Below are 19733 nucleotides of genomic sequence, written 5' to 3'. Positions count from 1 at the left end.
TATGAGAGCTGTCATTCCTTATAAGAACGAGAATGCAAAATCAAGATTATCCCCCGTCCTCTCAAAGGAAGAGAGGGAAGAGTTCGTAGAGCTTATGCTAAAAGATGTCATTAAAGCACTTAATGATGCAGGAATAGCAACCATAGACATCCTCACCACATCAAAGAAAGGAATTCCCAAAGAGTTCAAGGGAGAACTCATTATCACGGAACCCGGACTGAACAGGTCTATAAATGAATACTTGCAAAATGCCAGCGAACCCGTATTGATAATCATGGCTGACCTGCCCCTTGTGACAGGGGACCATATCAGAAGGATAACATCAGTTTCAGAGGATGTGGTCATCGTTCCGGGAAAAGGCGGAGGAACTAACATCCTTTTCATACGCCATCCGAACGAGTTCACTGTAAAATATCACGATTGCAGTTTCACAAGCCATTGTGAGATCACTGAAGATCTCGACAAGAGCATGCACATATTCGACTCATTCCTTGCAAGTACCGATATCGATGAACCCCACGATATTGTCGAGCTCATGCTTCACGGAAAAGGAAAGGCAAAGGAATACGCAGAGAAACGGTTCGGTTCTGAGACAGGAAAAGGAAGAGTGAAGATCTCACCCTTATCAAAGCTTTCCAGTTTCATCTGAGATCCACTGCAAATACTCCTCATCCCCGGAGATATCCCAGCAGACGATACATGGAAGCTCATAGCTATGTAGCAACCTTACCGTTTCTTTTAGTTCATCAAATCTTTCAGAGATGGTTTTTAGCACGACTGCAACTTCCTGACCTTCAACGACCTTCCCACCCCATCGGTAGACAGAATCGATGCGATGAAAGTTAGCACATGCTGCAAGATTCCTTGACACCAGTTCTTTTCCCAACATTCGAGCTTCATCCATACTTCCCGCAGTAACGTAGACCATGATATGTTGCATATAAAGAAGGACTGTTGTCAGAACATATAAAATGTCGTTAAGTCCATCATAAGAAAATAGTATAAGCTGTTTTGTACGGCACTATTAGCAATATTCTCCGCAATATTGCCAAAAGCCACATACAATATGAACAAAATATATATTCTGAAATAACTGATATTAGTATTATTGTCCTAAAAGAGAAAACTTGTCCACTATTTTTAGCGTCTTATAAGTACTAGCATATAAATGTCACCATTATGAAAAATGGATGCCACGAAACATATATTATAATGGAAGTAATAATGATAGCAACACATCTGAACTATTCGGTGATAATCAATGAGCATCAGTGTAAATAAATATATATGTGGATACTGCGGTGCATGTGTAGGGGTATGTCCAACGGGAGCTCTGGAACTTGTCGAGACATGGATAGAAGTAGACAATAAATGTACTGGATGTGGCATCTGTCAGAAGATATGCCCGCTCGGAGCCATCGAGGTGAACAGATGAAAGACCACTACGATGTCATCGTCGTTGGCGCAGGCCCGGGAGGATCCATTGCTGCAAAAACCGCAGCAAAGGAAGGGCTCGACGTATTGATGATAGAAAAAAGACAGGAGATCGGCGATCCAGTCAGATGCGCTGAAGGCGTAGGTAAATTTCATTTAAAACAACATATTGAACCAGATCCACGATGGATATGTGCAGACGTAAAAGGATCATGTATCATATCACCGGACGGAACAAAGGTCGAAATGGCAGAGGAGATGTCCGGCGGGGAAGTGGGTTATGTACTCGAAAGGAAGATCTTTGACAGAGCACTTGCTAACGAAAGTGCATTGGCTGGCGCTGAAATTATGGTCAAGACAAGAGCAACGGACCTGATCATCGAAAATGATACTGTCTGCGGAATAAAGCTAATGCATTTGGGAAAAATGCATGAAGTGCGGTCAAAGATAGTTATTGGCGCAGACGGAATGGAATCAAAGGTCGGACGTTGGGCAGGTATTGATACATCAGTAAAACCATCCGACATGGAAACCTGTGCTCAGTATCTTGTGAGCAATGCCAACATTGACCAGGAATTCTGCTATTTCTATCTCGGAAATGAGATAGCACCTGCCGGTTATGTATGGATGTTCCCCAAAGGCGGCAACAAAGCAAATGTCGGAATAGGCATACTAGGTAGCAAATCCGGAAAGGACAGGGCCATAGACCTCCTCAATGACTTTATGGAAAAGAACATGCCTGATGCTAAGATAATCGAGATGGTCATCGGAGGCGTACCTGTTTGCGGAACCATCGATAGAACGATAGCCAATGGACTTATGCTTGTAGGAGATGCTGCACGCCAGTCAGACCCGATAACAGGTGGCGGGATCATCAATGCCATGGATGCAGGCAAGATGGCCGGAGAGATAGCTGCCAAAGCGATCAGAAATGGAGATTGTTCCACAGATACACTTCAGGAATATGAAGAACTCTGGAGAAAAACGATCGGAAAAGAGATAGACAATAGCCTCATTGTCAAAGAGACTTTTGTCAAATTCACTGACGAAGACCTTAATTCCCTTGCATACTCCCTTAAAGATATCAATTTCACAAGCATGAGCCTTCTGGACCTTTTGAAGGCCTTGTTCAAGGCAAATAAGAAGCTTCTCTGGGACCTCAGAGGAATATTCAAAGATTTCATAAAGAACGACATTGATTTCAAGTACAAAGCAGAATAAAGCATCTTTTCGCTTCATCCAAGGATGAAGCAATCTCTTTTTCACCGTTTCCAGAACTCAGGCGTCAGCATCACTATAACAGTGAATACTTCCAACCTTCCGACCCACATATTGGCAATAAGGACAAGTTTACCTATCGCAGGAACCGTGCTGAAGTTTGCCATTGGCCCTACCAGATTGAAACCCGGACCAATATTACCCAATGTTGCAATAGACGCAGTTATGGAACTTGTAAGGTCCATGCCAAGAATTGCAAGAATTGTAGAACTGAGTAAAAAGATAATTAAATAGATGACAACAAAGGAAATTATCGCATGCATAATGTCCCCAGGCACACTTTTTCCATTGAACTTAACAGGTCTTATAGCCTTAGGATGAATTGCCTTAAAAAGTTCACGGCGGGCATATTTCAGTAATATCAGAACCCTGACGACCTTAATTCCCCCCGCAGTCGAACCGGCACATCCACCGATGAACATTATAGCCAGCAATATGACCTTTCCTGAATCAGACCATAGATTAAAATCAGCAGTTGCATACCCGGTCGTGGTCAGAATGGACAGCACCTGAAATACCGCATACCTGAACGCTGTGGGTATCGTATCATAATTATCCCTCAGAAGGATGCCAGTCAAAAGGATGGTTGCAATAGCCACGATCACAAAATAGAACTTGAATTCGTTGTCTTTTAGGAGACTTTTTTTGTCAGAATATAGGGTCTTGTAATGCAAAGCAAAGTTTGCACCTGCTATGAACATGAACAATGTGATTATACCTTCTATCAAAGGACTGTCAAAAGCAGCAACACTATCAGCATATGTAGAAAAACCACCACACGCCATTGTGGTGAACGTATGTGTGCAAGCATCATAGAATGACATCCCTGCTGCAAGCAACAGTATAAGTTCAAGTACAGATATCGAGACATAGACCGCCCACAATATCTTTGCGGTCTCCCTTATCCTCGGCTTGAGCTGATCTTCTTTTGGACCAGGGGCTTCTGCGCGGAACATCTGTCGGCCAGCAACACCTAATTTCGGAAGAATGGCAATGAACAACATAATGATACCCATCCCACCTATCCACTGCGTCATACTTCTCCAGAACAACAGGCTTCTCGAATGGCTTTCGATATCCACGAAGACCGTTGCCCCAGTGGTTGTGAAGCCAGACATGGATTCGAACAGGGCATTAAGAGGAGTTACCCCATCGAACATGTAAGGTATGGAACCAAATAAAGCAGCTGCAAACCATCCAAATGCAACTATGGCAAAACCTTCTCTTTTTTCCCATTCATCCTCACCGGTGGATAGGAACCTAAAAGAAAGCATAGAACCAACAACTGTCGTCACTGCGAATGATACTGCAAAAGGATAGGGCGACTCGCCGTAATATAATGCCACTACCAGAGGTATCAGCATCAAGGGACCAAGAAAACAAAGAAGAGAACCTAATACGTTAAATACTACTCTATAGTTTATCAAAATATAGACCTTCCGATTTTACTTGAACAAACGTTCAACTTTTTGATGTACAGAAGGTAATAAGAAGACAAGGACACGGTCCCCTTCTTTAATGATATAATTACCACGGGGAACGAATGTATCCCCTTTATGCACCACCATACATACCAGAGCACCTTCAGGGAACTGTACGTTCTTCAAAGGTTTACCGGTTACCTTGGAGGTACTGGATGCAATATACTCTATGATCTCGGCCTTTTCACCTTCGATCATTGTCAATGCTTCAATACCAGTACCCATCGTCAATTTTAGAACTTCATTGATAGTAGCTTCCCTTGGACTTACCGCACGGTCCACGCCCACCAGTTCGAACAATGGCACATAATCAAGATGGTCGGCCCTTACAACAACCTTCTTTGCACCAAGTTGCTTGGACAGAAGAGCGCATAACAGATTTTTCTCATCACTGTCAGTAACGGAGATCACAACATCCATATCCTGAACACCCTCTTCTTTTAGAAGATGTATGTCGGTCCCATTTCCTTTCAGTACAAGAACTTTTGGAAGAAGATCTGCAATAGCTTCACATCTATCCAGATTCTTTTCAATTATCTTGATACTCGTGTTGCTTTTTTCCAGAAGCTTTGCAAGATAGAAACCAACGGTCCCACCACCAATAATAAGAACTCGCTTCACACTGTCCGCATGTCCGGCAAAGAGGTTACCAATGTCCATCATTGCATCGGATTTGCCGATTACAACAACATGGTCACCTTTGTGAATGACATCGTCACCATGTGGAATGATAATATTTGATTCTCTATAGAGTGCACTCACGATACAACATTCAGAAAGATCAAGGTCTTTCATTTTTTTGTCAACAAGATCGCTTTCATCCGATACAACGAATTCCATCATCTTGACCTTTCCATCTGCAAACACCTCAGCATCTATTGCAGAAGGCATAGAAAGGATCTCAGCGACCTCAGAAGCCAAAGCAAGCTCAGGACAGATCATGACATCGATACCTACCTGAGTGCGCGTTGCAACTGGCCTATCGATATAATCAGGATTCGTTACCCTCGCCATTGTCTTGAGCTGTTTGTGTAAAGGAGATATCAGCTTGGCAGTCGTACAGGTAACAATGTTCAGTTCATCTGAACCCGTTACGGCAACAAGGAGATCAGCATCGTTAATCAAATGTTCAAGAATAGAAACATTCGCACCATTACCCTGGATCACCTGTACATCCAGTTCATCAGCTCTCGCACATGCATCCTCATCAATATCAATGACAACAACATCATTGTTCAGATAGAGAGAACTTGCAATATGAAATCCTACTTCTCCAGCACCTACGATAATGATCTTCATAAATCACACAGCCCTGTGAAAATAATTGAAATTATAAAGAATGGTTAATGAAACATATCTGTGTTAAAGGTTACTACAAAAATAAAAGAGTGAAAAAGAAAAATATTTAGGCACATGCCTTAATCGACAGTGCCAGATGAATTATCAGAGATGGAACTCTCAAATGCATCCTTAACCTTATCAAAGAAACCTTTTCCTTTAGAACCCTTATGATCACCGTTACTGATCCTCTCGAATTCTTCAAGTAGCTCTTTTTGTTTACCTGTAAGGTTCGTAGGTGTTTCAACGGTGACCCTGACAAGCTGGTCACCCTGACCATGCCCGTGAAGATGAGGCATGCCTTTACCCTTCAGGCGTAATATTGAATGCGTCTGAGTGCCAGCTTTGATCTTCATCTTCACTTTTCCGTGAAGGGTCGGCACATTTATCTCAGTGCCCAGGGCTGCCTGTGAGAATGATATTGGGATTCCATAGACAATATCATCCCCAACACGCTCGAACTTATCGTGTTGCTTGACATGGATGACAATATAGAGATCACCTGGTGGTGCACCGGGGCTGCCAGCTTCACCTTCTCCAGACATCTTCAGGCGCAGACCTGTATCAGCACCCTTTGGAATTGAGACACCCATCTTGCGCACTTTCTTTTGCTTGCCTGAACCTCTACAGACAGGACAGGGAGATTCAATGACCTGACCTTTTCCATGACAAACATCACAAGTGGTTGTGGTCATGAAGTTGCCAAGCGGTGTTCTTCTTGCATGGGTTACCTGGCCACTGCCACGGCATGTGGCACATGTTTTAGGACTCGTGCCTTCCTTTGCACCGGTGCCCCCACATGTTTCACAATTCTCTGCGCGTGGGACATTTATCTGTACCTTTTCCCCGAAAGCAGCCTGTTCCAGTGTTACGCCAAGGTCATACCTCAGGTCCGAGCCCCTTGTAGGCCCCTGCCTGCGGCGTCCTCCGCCACCAAAACCGCCGAAGCCGCCACCGCCTCCGAAGATACTGCCAAAGATATCGCCGAGGTCACCAAAATCACCAAAATCAGTATTTCTAAAGATGTCTTCAGTACTGTATCGACCATCGATACCCGCATGTCCGAAACGATCATACTGCGCTTTCTTCTCAGCATCTGAAAGGACGGCATAAGCTTCGGAGATCTCTTTGAACTTCTCTTCAGCATCCGCTTCTTTGTTCTTGTCAGGATGAAATTTCATTGCAAGTTTGCGGTAAGCTTTTTTCAACTCAGTATCAGATGCATCTTTCGATACACCAAGTATTTCATAATAATCTCGCGTGGTCGACATTAGAACTCCTTTAAAGGTAAATAAAAGTGCAGATGGAAATCATCTGCACATATTGCCCTCAGGTATTTATTTGTCTTCGTCAACGACTTCATAGTCCGCATCAACGACATTATCATCTGATGCAGAACCAGCTGATGAAGGACCACTTGCATCTTCAGAAGCTTCAGCACCAGCACCAGCCTCTTTCTGAGCTTTCTCGTACATTGCAGCGGAAACCTTATAGACAGCTTCCTGAAGTGCTTCGGTCTTGCTCTTGATAGCCTCGAGGTCTTCCCCTTCAAGGGCAGTTTTCAGCTCAGCTACCGCAGCTTCGATCTGCTCTTTCTGCTCATCGGTTGCAACGTCCCCAGCTTCCTTAACAGTCTTTTCAGCAGCATTGACAAGAGAATCAGCATTGTTCCTGATCTCGACCTCTTCCTTGCGTGCCTTATCTTCCTCAGCGTGCAGTTCTGCGTCCTTGATCATCTGGTCGATCTCCTCATCGGACAATCCACCTGGCTTCTGTATGGAGATGGACTGTTCCTTGCCGGTACCGAGGTCCTTTGCATTGACATGAAGGATACCATTGGAATCGATATCGAATGTTACTTCGATCTGTGGCATTCCCCTTGGAGCAGGTGGTATGCCATCAAGCACAAAGCGACCGAGGGTCTTGTTCGCAGATGCGACACCACGCTCACCCTGCAGGATATGGATCTCCACAGATGGCTGGCTATCTGCCGCAGTTGAGAATATCTGGCTCTTCTTAACAGGAATAGTGGTATTCCTCTCGATAAGTGGTGTTGCAACCCCTCCAAGGGTTTCTATACCCATTGTCAATGGTGTGACATCGAGAAGGAGAACATCGTGGACCTCTCCAGAGAGTACGCCTGCCTGAATAGCTGCACCTACTGCAACTGCCTCATCAGGATTGATGTTCTTGTACGGGTCCTTTCCAATGAAGTTCTTGACAAGATCATATACTGCAGGGATCCTTGTGGAACCGCCGATCAGAAGTACACGGTCAATGTCCTTTGTGGTCAATTTCGCATCACTAAGAGCCATCTTCATTGATTCGAGGGTCTTACCAACAAGGTCTTCGGTCATCTTCTCGAACTGAGCCCTTGTGATGTCAATATCGATATGTTTTGGCTGACCATTGGAATCTGCGGTAATGAACGGAAGGTTCACGTTTGTAGAAGCAACACCGGAAAGTTCGATCTTTGCCTTCTCTGCAGCATCACTGAGACGCTGGAGAGCAGCCTTGTCATTTGACAGATCTATACCTTCAGCCTTCTTGAATTCCTCAACAAGGAACTCTGAGATCCTCTGATCGAAATCATCTCCACCAAGGTGAGTATCACCGCTTGTGGAAAGTACTTCGAATATGCCATCGCCCAATTCAAGGATGGATACATCGAAGGTACCTCCCCCGAGATCGTAAACGAGGATCTTGTGATCGCCTTCCTCTTTGTCGAGACCATATGCAAGAGATGCTGCAGTAGGCTCATTGATGATCCTTAGGACCTCAAGACCTGCGATCTGTCCTGCATCTTTGGTAGCCTGCCTCTGAGAATCATTGAAATATGCAGGCACAGTGATAACTGTCTGAGTGATGGTCTCACCGAGGTAAGCCTCAGCGTCTTCCTTGAGCTTCCTCAGGATCATAGCGGAAACTTCCTGCGGAGTGTAATCCTTACCGTTGAGATTGACATTATAGTCACCTTCACCGATATGACGTTTGATAGAACTTACACTGTTCCCAGGGTTAGCTATCATCTGTCTTTTTGCTACCTGACCTACAAGCTTGTCTCCCTTCTTTGAAAAACCAACCACTGATGGAGTTGTCCTTCCACCTTCAGCATTTGGAATTACAGTAGGTTTACCACCTTCGATCACAGCCATACATGAATTAGTAGTTCCAAGGTCAATACCTAATATCTTTCCCATAATAATACCTCACTTATATTTGATTAAAATCAGATTAACGGTAGTATAGTTAGTTCTTTCGTAAACGATACGAAACGTTCATTCCTCATCCGGATTCTGTGCAACTGTGACCATCGCATGACGGATGACCTTTGAGTTTAGCTCATAACCAGCTTTGCAGACATCAACAACATGGTTGTCAGCATGCTCAGTGGTCTGCACATGCATCATAGCCTCATGAAGATGGGGATCAAATTCCTTGCCCTCACAATCTATCATCTTAAGACCTTCTTTTTCGAGGATAGATGTGAATTGCTTGAACACCATTTCAACGCCATCTATAATGGACTTCACATCATCTGCCTTTTTAGCAGATTCGAGAGCACGCTCAAAGTTGTCACGTACCTCAAGCAACTCCACCATTATTTTTTCAAGAGCAAATTTTCGAAATTCTTCTTTTTCCCGCAGGCTTCGATTTCTGAAATTCTCAAATTCTGCCCTCTGGCGCATTATTTGTTCATTTAGTTCAGCGATCTGAGAATCACAGGAAGTTTGCAGGTCCTCTGTGCTTTCAGGAGCATTTTCCTTTGAGCATTCTGTGTTCTCATCTGCACAGCAAGTACAAGGATCGGACTTCTTCTCAGATTTAGATTTCTTTCCAAATTTACCTGTCATTTCTCACGACTCCGCCATAATTTGTGAGCGGTATAATTAACAACGTGGGATTGTTTGATGTTCTATAAATAAGTTGCGGTTAGAAAGAATGCATGACACTAAATAAGTTAGACAAAAAAACAAGCACCGAAGAGGCTCTGATCAGATATGATCAGGCATAATCGGTTTGCATCTTATAAGATAATAATTTGACAAGCAACATACTGGCGATCATACACAACGCAAGTGCGGAGACCATCTTATCCCAACCCAGTGCCTCAAGCCCACCAGTTCGCACAAGTTCAACGCCTCCAAAGAATGAAAAAATGGAGATCGTAGCTGCAAATGAGACCACACACCCGCCAATAAGTGCACCGACCTGATCGGCACCCCTCATTTCAAAGAAGACAGAACCTACAATGAACAATACAGCAAAGATCAGTAATATCATTGAAGATGGCATAGGACTCTTACCGGTCGCGAAAATGTTCATTACACCCAAGGCCATGCCTATCATGAATAAAGACAATGTGCCTGAAACTGCTAGTGCTTGTACAAAAGGATTATCTGAAATATCTACATCCATCCTTTACATCCCTCGTTCAGTGATTGTATTGCTGCTATATATATTAATTGTTAAGAATATTGCCTTAAAAGGATCGAATATGGAATAAAATCACAGTAAATAACAAATAAGATGATATAATCTCAGCTTATATGAAAATACTCCTTTCTGAATATGCTGTCAGCACAGGGATGAGCGGCACCTACCTCCTGGAAGGAAGAGCAATGCTATCCACCCTGGCATCCAGCTTTTCGCGTCTCGGGCATGAAGTTATATACACAACGTCCGATACGACCATTGAATATGGAAAACCAGTAGGATCATCCGAAGAAGATATCGAATCAACGATAAGGAAATACGCCAAAGAATGTGATGCCGGACTAGTGATAGCCCCCGAAGAGGTCCTTCCGGGACTTACAGCAATAATTGAAGATAATACACTGAACCTTGGTTGTTCCCCGGATGCAGTATCCATCTGCTCAGATAAACTTGAGTGTACCAGAATGCTCGAAAATGCAGGGCTTGCAGTCCCCAGAACATATGCATCCGGACAAAGGATACCAATGGAAGGATGCTGGGTAACAAAGCCCAGATATGGTTGTGCCTCTGAAGATACTTTTGTTTGCCACCGACCAGATATTAAAAGCAGCCATATTGCGACCGAATTTATCAAAGGCGAACATCTAAGTGTTAGCCTGATCTGCGGAAAAGAACAGCTCCCCCTCACAGTGAACGCACAGAGAATGGAGATAGACCCCACAAAGGATGCTTCCAAAATAGACTATTGCGGCTGTACAACCCCATACATAACAGGTAGGGAACAAGAGCTATATGATGTAGCAATGAAAGCTACAAGAGCATTAGGCTGCAATGGATACATAGGCGTGGACATAATACTTGGGGACAGACCATACATAATAGATGTCAATCCAAGACCTACAACATCCCTTGTGGGCATTACAAAGATAATGGACAAAGAGATAGCAGAACTTCTCCTCAAGAACGGCATGGGAGAAACACTGCCAGAAATAAAGATAAACGGAGAATATTCATTCACCAAAGAGGAACTGAGATGAGATATATAGGAATAGACATCGGCGGAGCAAACACCAAAGTTGCATCAAGTGATGGCGAGATCACAGAATTGCTCTACATTCCACTCTGGAAAGACACAACCCTCCCATCTGCGCTTAAGGAACTGGCAGATCGACTTCGACCCGACGGATTGGCCGTTGTCATGACAGGAGAGCTGGCAGACTGTTTTGTCGACAAGGAGGAAGGTATCAATTTCATAATGGACGCAGTGAACAACGCCTTCGACTGTGAAGTGAGATACGTCAACAATACCGGCCATTTTCAGGAAAGTACACAAAGCAGCAGAGAACTTGCCGCTGCAAACTGGGCTGCATCTGCCCGCCTGATAGGAGAAGAGGTAGGAGATTGCATTTTTGTGGACGTGGGCAGCACCACCAGTGATGTTATACCCATCAAGAACGGAAAACATGTTGCAGGACACACTGATTTTTCAAGATTGCTCAGAGATGAACTGTTCTATGCAGGCACATTGCGCACTAACCTTGCAGCATTGCTTGAAACCGTGGAACTTGATGTGGGCACATGCAGAGTATCATCTGAGCTCTTTGCAAATACCGCAGATGCATATATGCTTCTTGGAGATATCGATAAAGGGCTCTATACATGCGAGACGGCAGACGGTGCAGGCAAGAACATGATCGACTGCATGAGAAGACTTGCGCGTGTGGTCTGTGCAGACCTTACCGAAATATCAGAAGATGATATATACAGACTAGCAAAGAACGTTAAGGAAAGACAGATAGAACTGCTATGCAATTCAATATCCACAGTTGCGCAAAAGAATGACCTTGATATCATAGTATCGGCAGGTTTGGGAGAGTTCATGATAGAAGAGGCTGCAAAAAGGCTTGGATATGACTGTTTCTCAACTGCGGACAAATGGGGCAAGGATATATCAAAGGTATTTCCCGCATATGCTGCGGCCAGATCGATGGATAAGGAAAAGAACGAATGATAATGGAAATTGCTCATGAAGGTCGTCCTTAAACTTGGAGGAAGTCTGATAGACAGCTCAGCAGAGCTCATAAAAGCTATATATGACAACTTTGCTGGAACCGAAGGAGACATGCAAGTGATCATCGTACCCGGCGGTGGCATCTTTGCAGATAATATACGCAGGATATCCGAAGAGTATTCAATAACGGAAAAAGCATCTCACTGGATGGCCATAGCAGCAATGGAACAATATGCACATCTCCTCGAAGATATGACAGGGATACCAACCATCGAGGATACCAAAAATGTCAAAGAGAAGGTATCAATTCTGCTCCCATACAGGCTTTTGAAAGATACGGATGAACTACCCCATTCCTGGGATGTTACCTCAGACACCATTGCCGCATGGGTGGCGCAAAGGATGGATGCAAGACTTGTCAAAGCCACCGATGTCGATGGGATCTTCAATGATGGGAAAATGATAGAGGAGATGACCTTAAGAGAACTTGAGCAAATGGGAGAAACATGTGCCGACCGGATGTTGTCGACCATGCTGATAAAGCACGGCATGGACTGCATGATCGTAAATGGAGATCATCCGGAGAGAGTGGTTGCAGCCATTGAAGGGAAAAAGGTCATAGGAACTTACATCAAGGGGAATATTTAAATTATATACCACGTATGTACAGAAACCGTTAATAGCTTACAGCGACACAAAACGTTTCGTTCCAGCATCATACAATTTACTAAATTAAAAAGGAGATTTATAATATGGCAAAAGTTGAACAATGCACATCATGCGGAATTCACCTTGTTGAGAAAGGGTTCACAAGACTCCCTTGCCCAACATGCGAAACCGAACTTGGAAGATGTACCAAGTGCAGACAACAGAGCAACCCTTACACATGTCCAAAATGCGGATTTGTAGGACCCTGAGGAATCATAATGGGTGAAGTAGCAGCAACAATGAAGATCATGCCAGAAGGTGTAGATACCGACCTGGATGACCTTAAGATCAGGCTTGAAGCAGCATTACCAGAAGGCGCATCTGTATTCGGCTCAGAGATAGAACCTGTAGCATTTGGTTTGAAAGCACTCAAAATAGTAGTTCTTGTTGGCGACCTCGAAGGCGGCACAGAGCCAGTAGAAGAAGCTTTTGCAGCAGTTCCTGGTGTAGAGAGCGTACAGGTCACCGAATTAGGAAGACCTGTTTAATTCTAAATTTTTTATTTTTTTATTTCTCTTTTTATTATTTATCCATAGGGCTCGTAGATCAGGGGGAGATCGTTACGTTCGCAACGTAAAGGCCACGGGTTCAGATCCCGTCGAGTCCATTAGAGAGATCATTAAAATAAAATAATAAACTTAATGAAAAAAGAGTAATAAGAGGATTATTAATCCCCCATACGGATCACTTTTGCGTTGGATACTGATTCATTTACAAGAGCTTCAATATCCACTTTTTCTTCTTCTTTGACAATGGAACTAAATACTGCTTTCACTTCTGGATGAACAGGAACAGCACCACAGCCTGAAGTTGGCATTATCGAAATATCATAGGAACCGATACGTTTGGCAATATCGATTATTTCGGTTTTGTCAAGACCTATGAGAGGATGATAAAGCGGGATTCCCAGACCATATACCTCGGCATGCATATTGGCAGCTGTCTGTGAGGCCACCTGACCGATGGATGAACCTGTGATGATACCATCAGCATTCTCTTTTTTCATGATCTCATATGCCATGCGATACATTGTACGCTTACAGAGAAGACAGGTATTCTTCACAATACACTTCTTCATGAACTCGTCAAGGTTCTTTCCATGAGGAACCTCATACATCTTCATAGGATCTGCAGGAGACCATTTTTGAAGCAGTTCAACAGCCTTGATCGCACGTTCAAGTGCTCTCTCATCAGAAAAAGGAATGTTGTTCGCATAGACAGGTATGACCTTCACACCACGCTTCATCATAAGCCATGCTGCAACCGGAGAATCGATACCCCCCGACATTAGAACGACCATAGTACCCTGACTACCGAGTGGAAGACCGCCCACGCCTTTGACAATATCTGTGAAAACATAGGCCTTGTTCTGCCTCATTTCAACAGAAATAGCATGATCAGGATTTGAAAGGTCCACCTTAGGGGACCTCCCAATGGATTCAAGCCTTGTCCAGACAGCATCCCCGCATAATCTGCCAATGTCCGTGGAAGAGGGACCCTCTTTACCCACACGGCGTGCACGAATTCCGAAGGACTCGCCCTCATTTATGATATCGGCACCAATATCGGCACAAAGCTTTGCAGCTTCATCAACATCAGCATCTATGATCTTAGCTGCAGATGTGGAAACAACACCAAAGACATCCGCGGCTGCTATTGCAGCTTCCGGGTCATCGGAAGTGATGAAGATACGACCCCATTCACGATGAACTCTGGAAAACGATACGTTTTTCTGCCTCAACATAGCTTCAAGGTTCCGTACAAGGATCCTTTCATAGAGATTCCTGACACCCGGACTCTTGAGTGCTAGTTCTCCATACCTTACAATAACCACATCGAACATGGAGCATAGTAATCATACATCGGTTTTAAGCTATTTGGTAGAGGCAAATGATAGCAAATTTCAAAATTAAAAGCGATTTGTCCGAAAAATAGATTTGTCCGAATATTCATATTTTTGACCGATCAAATATCCTATTTTTCGGACAAATCGAACAAAAAGGAAAACTATATATATGGATGAATCCCCTATGTAGGGTTATCCATAAGGAAAAAAGACAATATTGGAAAACAATATTGTAAGACATATAAAAGAAAAGAGTGAGGTTGAGGAGTGGGATTTCCAATACACTTTTTTACGCCATATAAAAACGCAATATTACTTACATATCATTAATCCGTGGGGGAATACAATGAAAACATTAGACGAATGTCCAAAGTGCAACTCAGAGCTTGATCTAGAAAATAACAGCTTGCAGGTATGCAAGGTGTGTAAATACTGGACAAAAGCAGGAACTGCAAGACTTGACTCGATCACAATAATGGGATAAGGCGATCTTATGACAGGTTCACTAAAATGCAATCGTTGCGAGATAGATCTCAGGCGTATGAAGATGGGAGGCAATCTCATGCACTACTGCAGAAAATGTGGCAGTACGACGTCAATAGACACAAGTTATGAAAGTGTCACAAGATCGGACTAAACATAGTGATCAGATATCGATCTGGTCACCAGTTACTATTTTTCTTAATTTCATAACATAATTGTAAAGGCTTTCGACATCCTTGATCTCTTTTTTAACCAGCGAACTTAGCTTATCACGTAGCTGCATATCAACATCTGAACCGAGATATACCAGGTCCTCAGAAAGCTTCGCAGCAAGGATGTTACCTCTCCGATCCCAATCAGTAAGAACGATAACTCGTTTATTCTTACCTGCAACCCTTCCTGAGATCTCGGCCAGAGGAGACTGAGTTACGAGTTCAATAGGACCATTGATGCCAAGTTTCCTCAATGAGACGATGTCACGCTTTCCTTCAGCCAGAATGATATCCCCATTATCGGAACATTCCACCAGCTCAGCAAGTATGACCTCGATAGATTCGAGCCTCCACTGATAATCAGAAAAAGGAGCTTTCAAATGACCCTTAATTGTAGTGGACCTATTGCCAGGATGATACTGTGACATTAATATAGAATATCACACACAACCCTAAATAATCATCCCAAACTGACATAATTTCTTTCCCATAGAACGATAGCATTATATAGAGAGATCCATGAAACTTATAATGGATGGGACAATTGATCGTACCATCAGGAGTGGTAGAAATGAGTTGCATATTTTGTGGGAAAAAATGCCTGGAAGCAGGTGTTGAAGGAGACTATGGCGACGACATGCCCGAAGGCAGAATAATAGGTCGCAGCCATGTTTGCATGGATTGTATCATAGAACTGAAAGAGGTCCTGGGATTAGAGGATATTGAAAAAAAGGTTGCTGAAACGGAATATGAGATGTTCGAAGAGAGCGAAGACTAAATTTTGAACATATCCTTTTGAAAAAATAAAGATCGCTGACAATGGAGACCATAGGTCAACCGATCATCTTTTGATAATAAAGTCTGTGAAAGTATCAGAGAGAGCTATCCAGCTAACTTCAATACTTTCAACATTTGATAGCTCAGGACCAATATGTAGATGGTCCAACAGTTCTGAAATGTCGGACCTTTTCCCCTGAGCAACCACTTTGACACGACCATCCGGGAGATTCTGGGCATATCCGATCAGACCTAAACTGATAGCGGTCTTCTGGGTAAATCCCCTGAAATATACCCCCTGGACCCTGCCGGAGACATATATCTCCGCACAGGACACATCATCTGTCGCAGTCATAGATCCAACACCTGAAAGACCATTAAATGAACTTTGGCCTCATGGAAAGCAGTTTTGCAAGAGGAAGACTGCGATATGGCATATCACCGATCTCATTGAATACGCGTTCACTCAACTCCTCAGCAGTCATTTCCACCTTCATCGGCTTCTTTGGCTCAGATTCTGCACGTATCGTCACAGTGACCTTGCCGCTCTCGAGCTCACTGTCACCGATCACTGCCACATAAGGGATCCACTCACGGCCTGCATCACGTATCTTCTTACCAACGGTCTCTTCCCGGTCATCGATGTCCGCACGGCACAAGAGGGAATCAGCGACCTCCTGAGCGAAATCCATATGCCTTTCTGCAATTGGAATAACACGCACCTGAGTAGGTGAAAGCCAGACAGGAAGATTTGGAACCTTGCCCCCTTCTGCATCCATTGCCGCCTTTTCAAGAAGGGCATAGATACACCTTTCGATCGCACCGCTTGGAGAACAATGCAATACAGTAGGACGGTTTATCTCACCATTGGCATCAATATAATTGATATCATAGCGTTCTGCGTTCTCCACGTCTATCTGCACAGTGGAAAGTGCACTCGCTTTTGCTGTCGCGTCGACAAAATTGAACTCGAACTTAAGTACGAAATAGAAGAAACGAGTATCCCACATCTCCACAAGAACAGGTTTATCGACCTTCTTTGCAAGCTCGGTTATGAACTCCCTGTTATCATCGTAGAACTCACGGGTAAAACGAATAGCAACCTCAAAGTCACTCACATCTATACCGATCTTACGAAGGAGATCAATACACATGCTATATTGTTCGCCGAACTGGGAGATAGCAGCATCCATGTCAGGACAGAGGGTATGCATATCAGGCATTGTGAACGCACGGAGTCTGCGAAGACCTACAAGTTCGCCACGCTGTTCCTTCCTGAAGCTGTACCTTGTCATCTCTATCATCTTAAGAGGGAGATTCTTGTAAGAGATCGTCATGTCATGGTTCATGAGGAACTGCCCGAAACATGCAGCAAATCTCAGGAACATACTACGTTTGTCAGACTCGATGGAGTACTGACGTGCCGGGAACCTGTCAAGATACTTTTTCAAGGTAGGATGATTCATATCATACATCAATGGGGTCTCGACCTCCATTGCCCCGATCTTTGATGACTCCTCAAGAACGAAGTTCTCGATCAGTGATTTCATCAGCCTGCCTTTTGGATAATAGCGCATGTTGCCGGAATCAGACCCGGGTTCATAATCCGCGATCTCGAGGCGGCGCATGAGCTCAACATGAGGAGGAGCTTTCTCAATGTTCCTGTTCTTGGATATCTCATAGTTCACGAACTTCTGAAGATTATCATGTCCTGTAAGATCAAAGGTTTCTGCATCGTGAAGCTCACCATCAGGTGTCAGAATACGCCAGTAGGACTTTGCAGAATCTTCTGCTTTAAGAGCTTCAGAAACAACCTCTTTCTTTTCAGCACCTATAGAGACGACCTTTCCACAAGGTTCAGCACCTTCCGGCCTGATAGTACGTGATAGTTCAGAAAGCGGATGTCCCTTACAACTGATACTGAATGCCTTGTACCAGCCAAATGGAGCCCTCATGACATTGTACTTGCCTTCAAGTGCATTTTCAATACTTTTTAGGACTGAAACAGCTGCTTTCGGAGATGAAAGGTCGGAGCTTAAATGTGCATAAGGGTAAAGCATTATGTTCTCTGCCTTGACCTGACCTGCAACATTCTCTATCTCAGAGACTGCACGATCAATTATCTCCTGTGGGTTTGCTTCATCGAAGCTCTCAACGGCCATGAATGCCGTAAGTGCGTCCTCAAGACGACCCTGCTTAAAGGACTCTTCGATATCTTCCGCTACAGGAGTGCTCTTTTTTACTTCGTATTCGATATAATCGGAATGGATGAGTAATAATTGCATGATTTCACCGCTTGATGGTCCTGTGAACAGAACAACCTCTACAATATTGAAGATAGATCAGATCTGAGTATCCCCGGTAAAGATCGTAAAGACAGGATGATTACTTGATGTCTTGCGACATGTTATACATACATTCTTTAAATATCCTTTGTGATGAGAAGGCAATGGAATTTAGAAGAACAGAACCATTCATCAATTAAAGGTCATAAACCATCCTTTTGCATCGGACCTGAATGAGAATAACATTGGGAGAAGCCCTATTTAGACAGGTCCTGAAAAACATAGATGAAAATGGTCATTCGTCTGAGGAAGTCTCAGGCGGAACATACTCCAGATTCTCCACATAAACACGGTAAGCTGATACCAGAGTACCAAGGAGTATGGGTGCTGCAAAGAAACCCGCGATACCCCCAACAAATGCACCACCGAGGAAGGCCAGCATTATCAGGAAAGGATGAATGTGTGACTTGATGCTTGCAAGATAGGGACGCAGGAAGAATTCGGGCGGAGCATAGATAATTATCGATGATACAACAAAGAAGATCAGCGCACTTTCAAATCCCAAATTGAAATAACGTATGATCGTAAGCACTACCAGGACCATATACCCTGCAAACATTGGAATGGCCGATGCTATGAATATGAGAGTCGCCAATGCAAGTACATGCGAAAGACCGAAGGCATAGAACACTATGACCGAAAGAGTGCTCACCGAGAGCGCTGCATAAGCATTCCCTATGAAAACCCCACTAAGGATAACATCCATGTGCTGGACATATCTTTTGACCAGATGCTGATTACGTTTTGGAATTATTCTAAGGACAGCACGATAAAGTCCATCCCCGTCCGCAAGAAGGAAATAACAAACTAGAACAGCAACTAACAGGTTGATCATGAACATTGCAATACCGCGGGCATAGGATACGAAGACCAGATTACCAAGAAGAGGAAGAATGGAGAGAGAGGAATCCCATATTGTCTGCTGAATGTTCTCGTAATAAGCATCTGGAATATTTAGATTGCGAACAAAATCTAATAGAGACTCAATGACTGCACCCTGATTCTCAGTTATCCATATCAACTGATTGGCGATCTCGATTATGCCCATTCCAAGTATCATCACAATAGGGATCACAATGAACATCGTAGCCACCAGAGCACCCAGATGACGTTTCATTTTTATAAAATTGTAGATCGGGCGGGCAATATATGCGAATACAAGTCCCAGCATGATACCATCAGCAATGGGTAGGAGAATGATGATGAATAGTGAAAAAAGTAGAACTAAAGCTACACTAAGGAACATCTTCCATTTGGAACTAATTTGAGGGAACAACTCGCCCGATATATCTGTGACCATTGGATACACGCAAAATATTTCTGAATAATATTAATCAGTATATAATATAACAGCTACACCCTATTAAAGGTTCACTCAAAAAA

The 19733-nt window shown here is 43.6% G+C and carries 23 protein-coding genes and 1 tRNA gene; 12 read left to right on the top strand and 12 right to left on the bottom strand.

All coding sequences use genetic code 11. From position 1 onward, the window contains the following. The first annotated feature begins 1 nt into the window (after position 1). The gene (gene cofC, locus AC20MK_RS02425) at positions 2-649 is read left to right on the top strand and encodes a 2-phospho-L-lactate guanylyltransferase (RefSeq protein ID WP_487357044.1); all 648 of its coding nucleotides are present in this window, start codon (positions 2-4) and stop codon (positions 647-649) included. Here the strand turns inward: cofC and cutA are convergent. Beyond that, positions 626-940: a divalent-cation tolerance protein CutA gene (gene cutA / locus AC20MK_RS02420; RefSeq protein ID WP_487356415.1), complete on the bottom strand. Its 315-nt coding sequence runs from the start codon at positions 938-940 to the stop codon at positions 626-628. The genes cofC and cutA overlap by 24 nt on opposite strands. Before the next feature lie 321 nt (positions 941-1261). Between cutA and AC20MK_RS02415 the strand changes: the two genes are divergently transcribed. Both AC20MK_RS02415 and AC20MK_RS02410 read left to right on the top strand, forming a co-directional pair. Continuing rightward, positions 1262-1435 carry a 4Fe-4S binding protein gene (locus tag AC20MK_RS02415; protein ID WP_011499370.1) on the top strand — a complete coding sequence of 58 codons (174 nt, stop codon included), beginning with the start codon at positions 1262-1264 and terminating at the stop codon, positions 1433-1435. Beyond that, on the top strand, positions 1432-2655 hold the full coding sequence (locus AC20MK_RS02410; protein WP_487356414.1) for an NAD(P)/FAD-dependent oxidoreductase: 1224 nt from the start codon (positions 1432-1434) through the stop codon (positions 2653-2655). The genes AC20MK_RS02415 and AC20MK_RS02410 overlap by 4 nt, the downstream gene beginning before the upstream one ends. A gap of 41 nt (positions 2656-2696) precedes the next feature. Here AC20MK_RS02410 and AC20MK_RS02405 read toward each other — a convergent pair whose 3' ends face one another. The 6 genes from AC20MK_RS02405 to AC20MK_RS02380 form a co-directional block, all read right to left on the bottom strand. Next, positions 2697-4136 (bottom strand): TrkH family potassium uptake protein, encoded by a 1440-nt coding sequence (locus tag AC20MK_RS02405; protein ID WP_487357043.1) that lies wholly within the window; start codon positions 4134-4136, stop codon positions 2697-2699. Positions 4137-4157: 21 nt separating this feature from the next. After that, the gene (trkA, locus tag AC20MK_RS02400) at positions 4158-5492 is read right to left on the bottom strand and encodes a Trk system potassium transporter TrkA (protein ID WP_487356413.1); all 1335 of its coding nucleotides are present in this window, start codon (positions 5490-5492) and stop codon (positions 4158-4160) included. A gap of 119 nt (positions 5493-5611) precedes the next feature. Then, positions 5612-6802, bottom strand: coding sequence for a molecular chaperone DnaJ (gene dnaJ / locus AC20MK_RS02395; protein WP_487356412.1), 1191 nt, complete (start codon positions 6800-6802; stop codon positions 5612-5614). 66 nt (positions 6803-6868) lie between these two features. Continuing rightward, positions 6869-8731, bottom strand: coding sequence for a molecular chaperone DnaK (gene dnaK / locus AC20MK_RS02390; RefSeq protein WP_487356411.1), 1863 nt, complete (start codon positions 8729-8731; stop codon positions 6869-6871). A 78-nt stretch (positions 8732-8809) separates the two neighbouring features. Beyond that, the gene (gene grpE / locus AC20MK_RS02385) at positions 8810-9385 is read right to left on the bottom strand and encodes a nucleotide exchange factor GrpE (RefSeq protein WP_487356410.1); all 576 of its coding nucleotides are present in this window, start codon (positions 9383-9385) and stop codon (positions 8810-8812) included. Positions 9386-9536: 151 nt separating this feature from the next. Beyond that, complete coding sequence (locus tag AC20MK_RS02380) at positions 9537-9950, bottom strand: heat-shock protein (protein WP_172367776.1); 414 nt, start codon at positions 9948-9950, stop codon at positions 9537-9539. A gap of 131 nt (positions 9951-10081) precedes the next feature. On the opposite strand from AC20MK_RS02380, the gene AC20MK_RS02375 reads away from it, so the two are divergent. The 6 genes from AC20MK_RS02375 (at position 10082) to AC20MK_RS02350 (ending at position 13294) form a co-directional block, all read left to right on the top strand. Beyond that, positions 10082-11005, top strand: a complete 924-nt coding sequence (locus AC20MK_RS02375; protein WP_487356409.1) for an ATP-grasp domain-containing protein — start codon at positions 10082-10084, stop codon at positions 11003-11005. Next, on the top strand, positions 11002-11979 hold the full coding sequence (locus tag AC20MK_RS02370) for a hydantoinase/oxoprolinase family protein (protein ID WP_487356408.1): 978 nt from the start codon (positions 11002-11004) through the stop codon (positions 11977-11979). Before AC20MK_RS02375 ends, AC20MK_RS02370 begins: the two co-directional genes overlap by 4 nt. A gap of 15 nt (positions 11980-11994) precedes the next feature. Then, positions 11995-12627: an amino acid kinase family protein gene (locus AC20MK_RS02365; RefSeq protein WP_487356407.1), complete on the top strand. Its 633-nt coding sequence runs from the start codon at positions 11995-11997 to the stop codon at positions 12625-12627. Positions 12628-12731: 104 nt separating this feature from the next. Further along, on the top strand, positions 12732-12896 hold the full coding sequence (locus tag AC20MK_RS02360; RefSeq protein WP_011499381.1) for an HVO_2753 family zinc finger protein: 165 nt from the start codon (positions 12732-12734) through the stop codon (positions 12894-12896). Between the two features lie 9 nt (positions 12897-12905). After that, a complete protein-coding gene (locus tag AC20MK_RS02355) occupies positions 12906-13175 on the top strand; it encodes an elongation factor 1-beta (RefSeq protein ID WP_487356406.1) in 270 nt (89 codons plus the stop codon). A gap of 47 nt (positions 13176-13222) precedes the next feature. Then, positions 13223-13294 (top strand) — tRNA-Ala (locus tag AC20MK_RS02350). A 60-nt stretch (positions 13295-13354) separates the two neighbouring features. Here AC20MK_RS02350 and thiI read toward each other — a convergent pair. Beyond that, the gene (gene thiI / locus AC20MK_RS02345; protein WP_487356405.1) at positions 13355-14530 is read right to left on the bottom strand and encodes a tRNA uracil 4-sulfurtransferase ThiI; all 1176 of its coding nucleotides are present in this window, start codon (positions 14528-14530) and stop codon (positions 13355-13357) included. 349 nt (positions 14531-14879) lie between these two features. Here thiI and AC20MK_RS02340 point away from each other — a divergent pair, with 349 nt between their 5' ends. Both AC20MK_RS02340 and AC20MK_RS02335 read left to right on the top strand, forming a co-directional pair. Next, positions 14880-15017 (top strand): hypothetical protein, encoded by a 138-nt coding sequence (locus AC20MK_RS02340; RefSeq protein WP_487356404.1) that lies wholly within the window; start codon positions 14880-14882, stop codon positions 15015-15017. Between the two features lie 9 nt (positions 15018-15026). Beyond that, positions 15027-15170 (top strand): hypothetical protein, encoded by a 144-nt coding sequence (locus tag AC20MK_RS02335; protein ID WP_487356403.1) that lies wholly within the window; start codon positions 15027-15029, stop codon positions 15168-15170. A gap of 9 nt (positions 15171-15179) precedes the next feature. On the opposite strand, the gene AC20MK_RS02330 is transcribed toward AC20MK_RS02335, so the two are convergent. Then, entirely contained in the window at positions 15180-15656 is a 477-nt protein-coding gene (locus AC20MK_RS02330; protein WP_487356402.1) for a toprim domain-containing protein, read from the bottom strand. Positions 15657-15799: 143 nt separating this feature from the next. Here AC20MK_RS02330 and AC20MK_RS02325 point away from each other — a divergent pair, with 143 nt between their 5' ends. Next, positions 15800-16006 carry a hypothetical protein gene (locus AC20MK_RS02325; protein ID WP_487356401.1) on the top strand — a complete coding sequence of 69 codons (207 nt, stop codon included), beginning with the start codon at positions 15800-15802 and terminating at the stop codon, positions 16004-16006. 63 nt (positions 16007-16069) lie between these two features. On the opposite strand, the gene AC20MK_RS02320 is transcribed toward AC20MK_RS02325, so the two are convergent. The 3 genes from AC20MK_RS02320 to AC20MK_RS02310 form a co-directional block, all read right to left on the bottom strand. After that, positions 16070-16360, bottom strand: coding sequence for an acylphosphatase (locus AC20MK_RS02320; RefSeq protein ID WP_487356400.1), 291 nt, complete (start codon positions 16358-16360; stop codon positions 16070-16072). 22 nt (positions 16361-16382) lie between these two features. Then, complete coding sequence (locus AC20MK_RS02315) at positions 16383-18290, bottom strand: threonine--tRNA ligase (protein ID WP_487356399.1); 1908 nt, start codon at positions 18288-18290, stop codon at positions 16383-16385. A gap of 295 nt (positions 18291-18585) precedes the next feature. Then, positions 18586-19650 (bottom strand): AI-2E family transporter, encoded by a 1065-nt coding sequence (locus AC20MK_RS02310; RefSeq protein WP_487356398.1) that lies wholly within the window; start codon positions 19648-19650, stop codon positions 18586-18588. Positions 19651-19733 lie beyond the last annotated feature (83 nt).

It is taken from the genome of Methanococcoides sp. DA23, assembly GCF_057593895.1.
This window is presented reverse-complemented; position numbering and strand designations above follow the sequence as displayed.

Coding starts and splice junctions, on each gene's coding strand:
- AC20MK_RS02340 (WP_487356404.1), top strand. CDS start 14,880: ATGAAAACATTAGACGAATGTCCAAAGTGCAACTCAGAGCTTGATCTA.
- AC20MK_RS02415 (WP_011499370.1), top strand. CDS start 1,262: ATGAGCATCAGTGTAAATAAATATATATGTGGATACTGCGGTGCATGT.
- AC20MK_RS02335 (WP_487356403.1), top strand. CDS start 15,027: ATGACAGGTTCACTAAAATGCAATCGTTGCGAGATAGATCTCAGGCGT.
- AC20MK_RS02355 (WP_487356406.1), top strand. CDS start 12,906: ATGGGTGAAGTAGCAGCAACAATGAAGATCATGCCAGAAGGTGTAGAT.
- cofC (WP_487357044.1), top strand. CDS start 2: ATGAGAGCTGTCATTCCTTATAAGAACGAGAATGCAAAATCAAGATTA.
- AC20MK_RS02375 (WP_487356409.1), top strand. CDS start 10,082: ATGAAAATACTCCTTTCTGAATATGCTGTCAGCACAGGGATGAGCGGC.
- grpE (WP_487356410.1), bottom strand. CDS start 9,385: ATGACAGGTAAATTTGGAAAGAAATCTAAATCTGAGAAGAAGTCCGAT.
- dnaK (WP_487356411.1), bottom strand. CDS start 8,731: ATGGGAAAGATATTAGGTATTGACCTTGGAACTACTAATTCATGTATG.
- cutA (WP_487356415.1), bottom strand. CDS start 940: ATGCAACATATCATGGTCTACGTTACTGCGGGAAGTATGGATGAAGCT.
- AC20MK_RS02410 (WP_487356414.1), top strand. CDS start 1,432: ATGAAAGACCACTACGATGTCATCGTCGTTGGCGCAGGCCCGGGAGGA.
- AC20MK_RS02360 (WP_011499381.1), top strand. CDS start 12,732: ATGGCAAAAGTTGAACAATGCACATCATGCGGAATTCACCTTGTTGAG.
- trkA (WP_487356413.1), bottom strand. CDS start 5,492: ATGAAGATCATTATCGTAGGTGCTGGAGAAGTAGGATTTCATATTGCA.
- AC20MK_RS02315 (WP_487356399.1), bottom strand. CDS start 18,290: ATGCAATTATTACTCATCCATTCCGATTATATCGAATACGAAGTAAAA.
- AC20MK_RS02365 (WP_487356407.1), top strand. CDS start 11,995: ATGAAGGTCGTCCTTAAACTTGGAGGAAGTCTGATAGACAGCTCAGCA.
- AC20MK_RS02380 (WP_172367776.1), bottom strand. CDS start 9,950: ATGGATGTAGATATTTCAGATAATCCTTTTGTACAAGCACTAGCAGTT.
- thiI (WP_487356405.1), bottom strand. CDS start 14,530: ATGTTCGATGTGGTTATTGTAAGGTATGGAGAACTAGCACTCAAGAGT.
- AC20MK_RS02310 (WP_487356398.1), bottom strand. CDS start 19,650: ATGGTCACAGATATATCGGGCGAGTTGTTCCCTCAAATTAGTTCCAAA.
- AC20MK_RS02320 (WP_487356400.1), bottom strand. CDS start 16,360: ATGACTGCGACAGATGATGTGTCCTGTGCGGAGATATATGTCTCCGGC.
- AC20MK_RS02330 (WP_487356402.1), bottom strand. CDS start 15,656: ATGTCACAGTATCATCCTGGCAATAGGTCCACTACAATTAAGGGTCAT.
- AC20MK_RS02370 (WP_487356408.1), top strand. CDS start 11,002: ATGAGATATATAGGAATAGACATCGGCGGAGCAAACACCAAAGTTGCA.
- dnaJ (WP_487356412.1), bottom strand. CDS start 6,802: ATGTCGACCACGCGAGATTATTATGAAATACTTGGTGTATCGAAAGAT.
- AC20MK_RS02325 (WP_487356401.1), top strand. CDS start 15,800: ATGAGTTGCATATTTTGTGGGAAAAAATGCCTGGAAGCAGGTGTTGAA.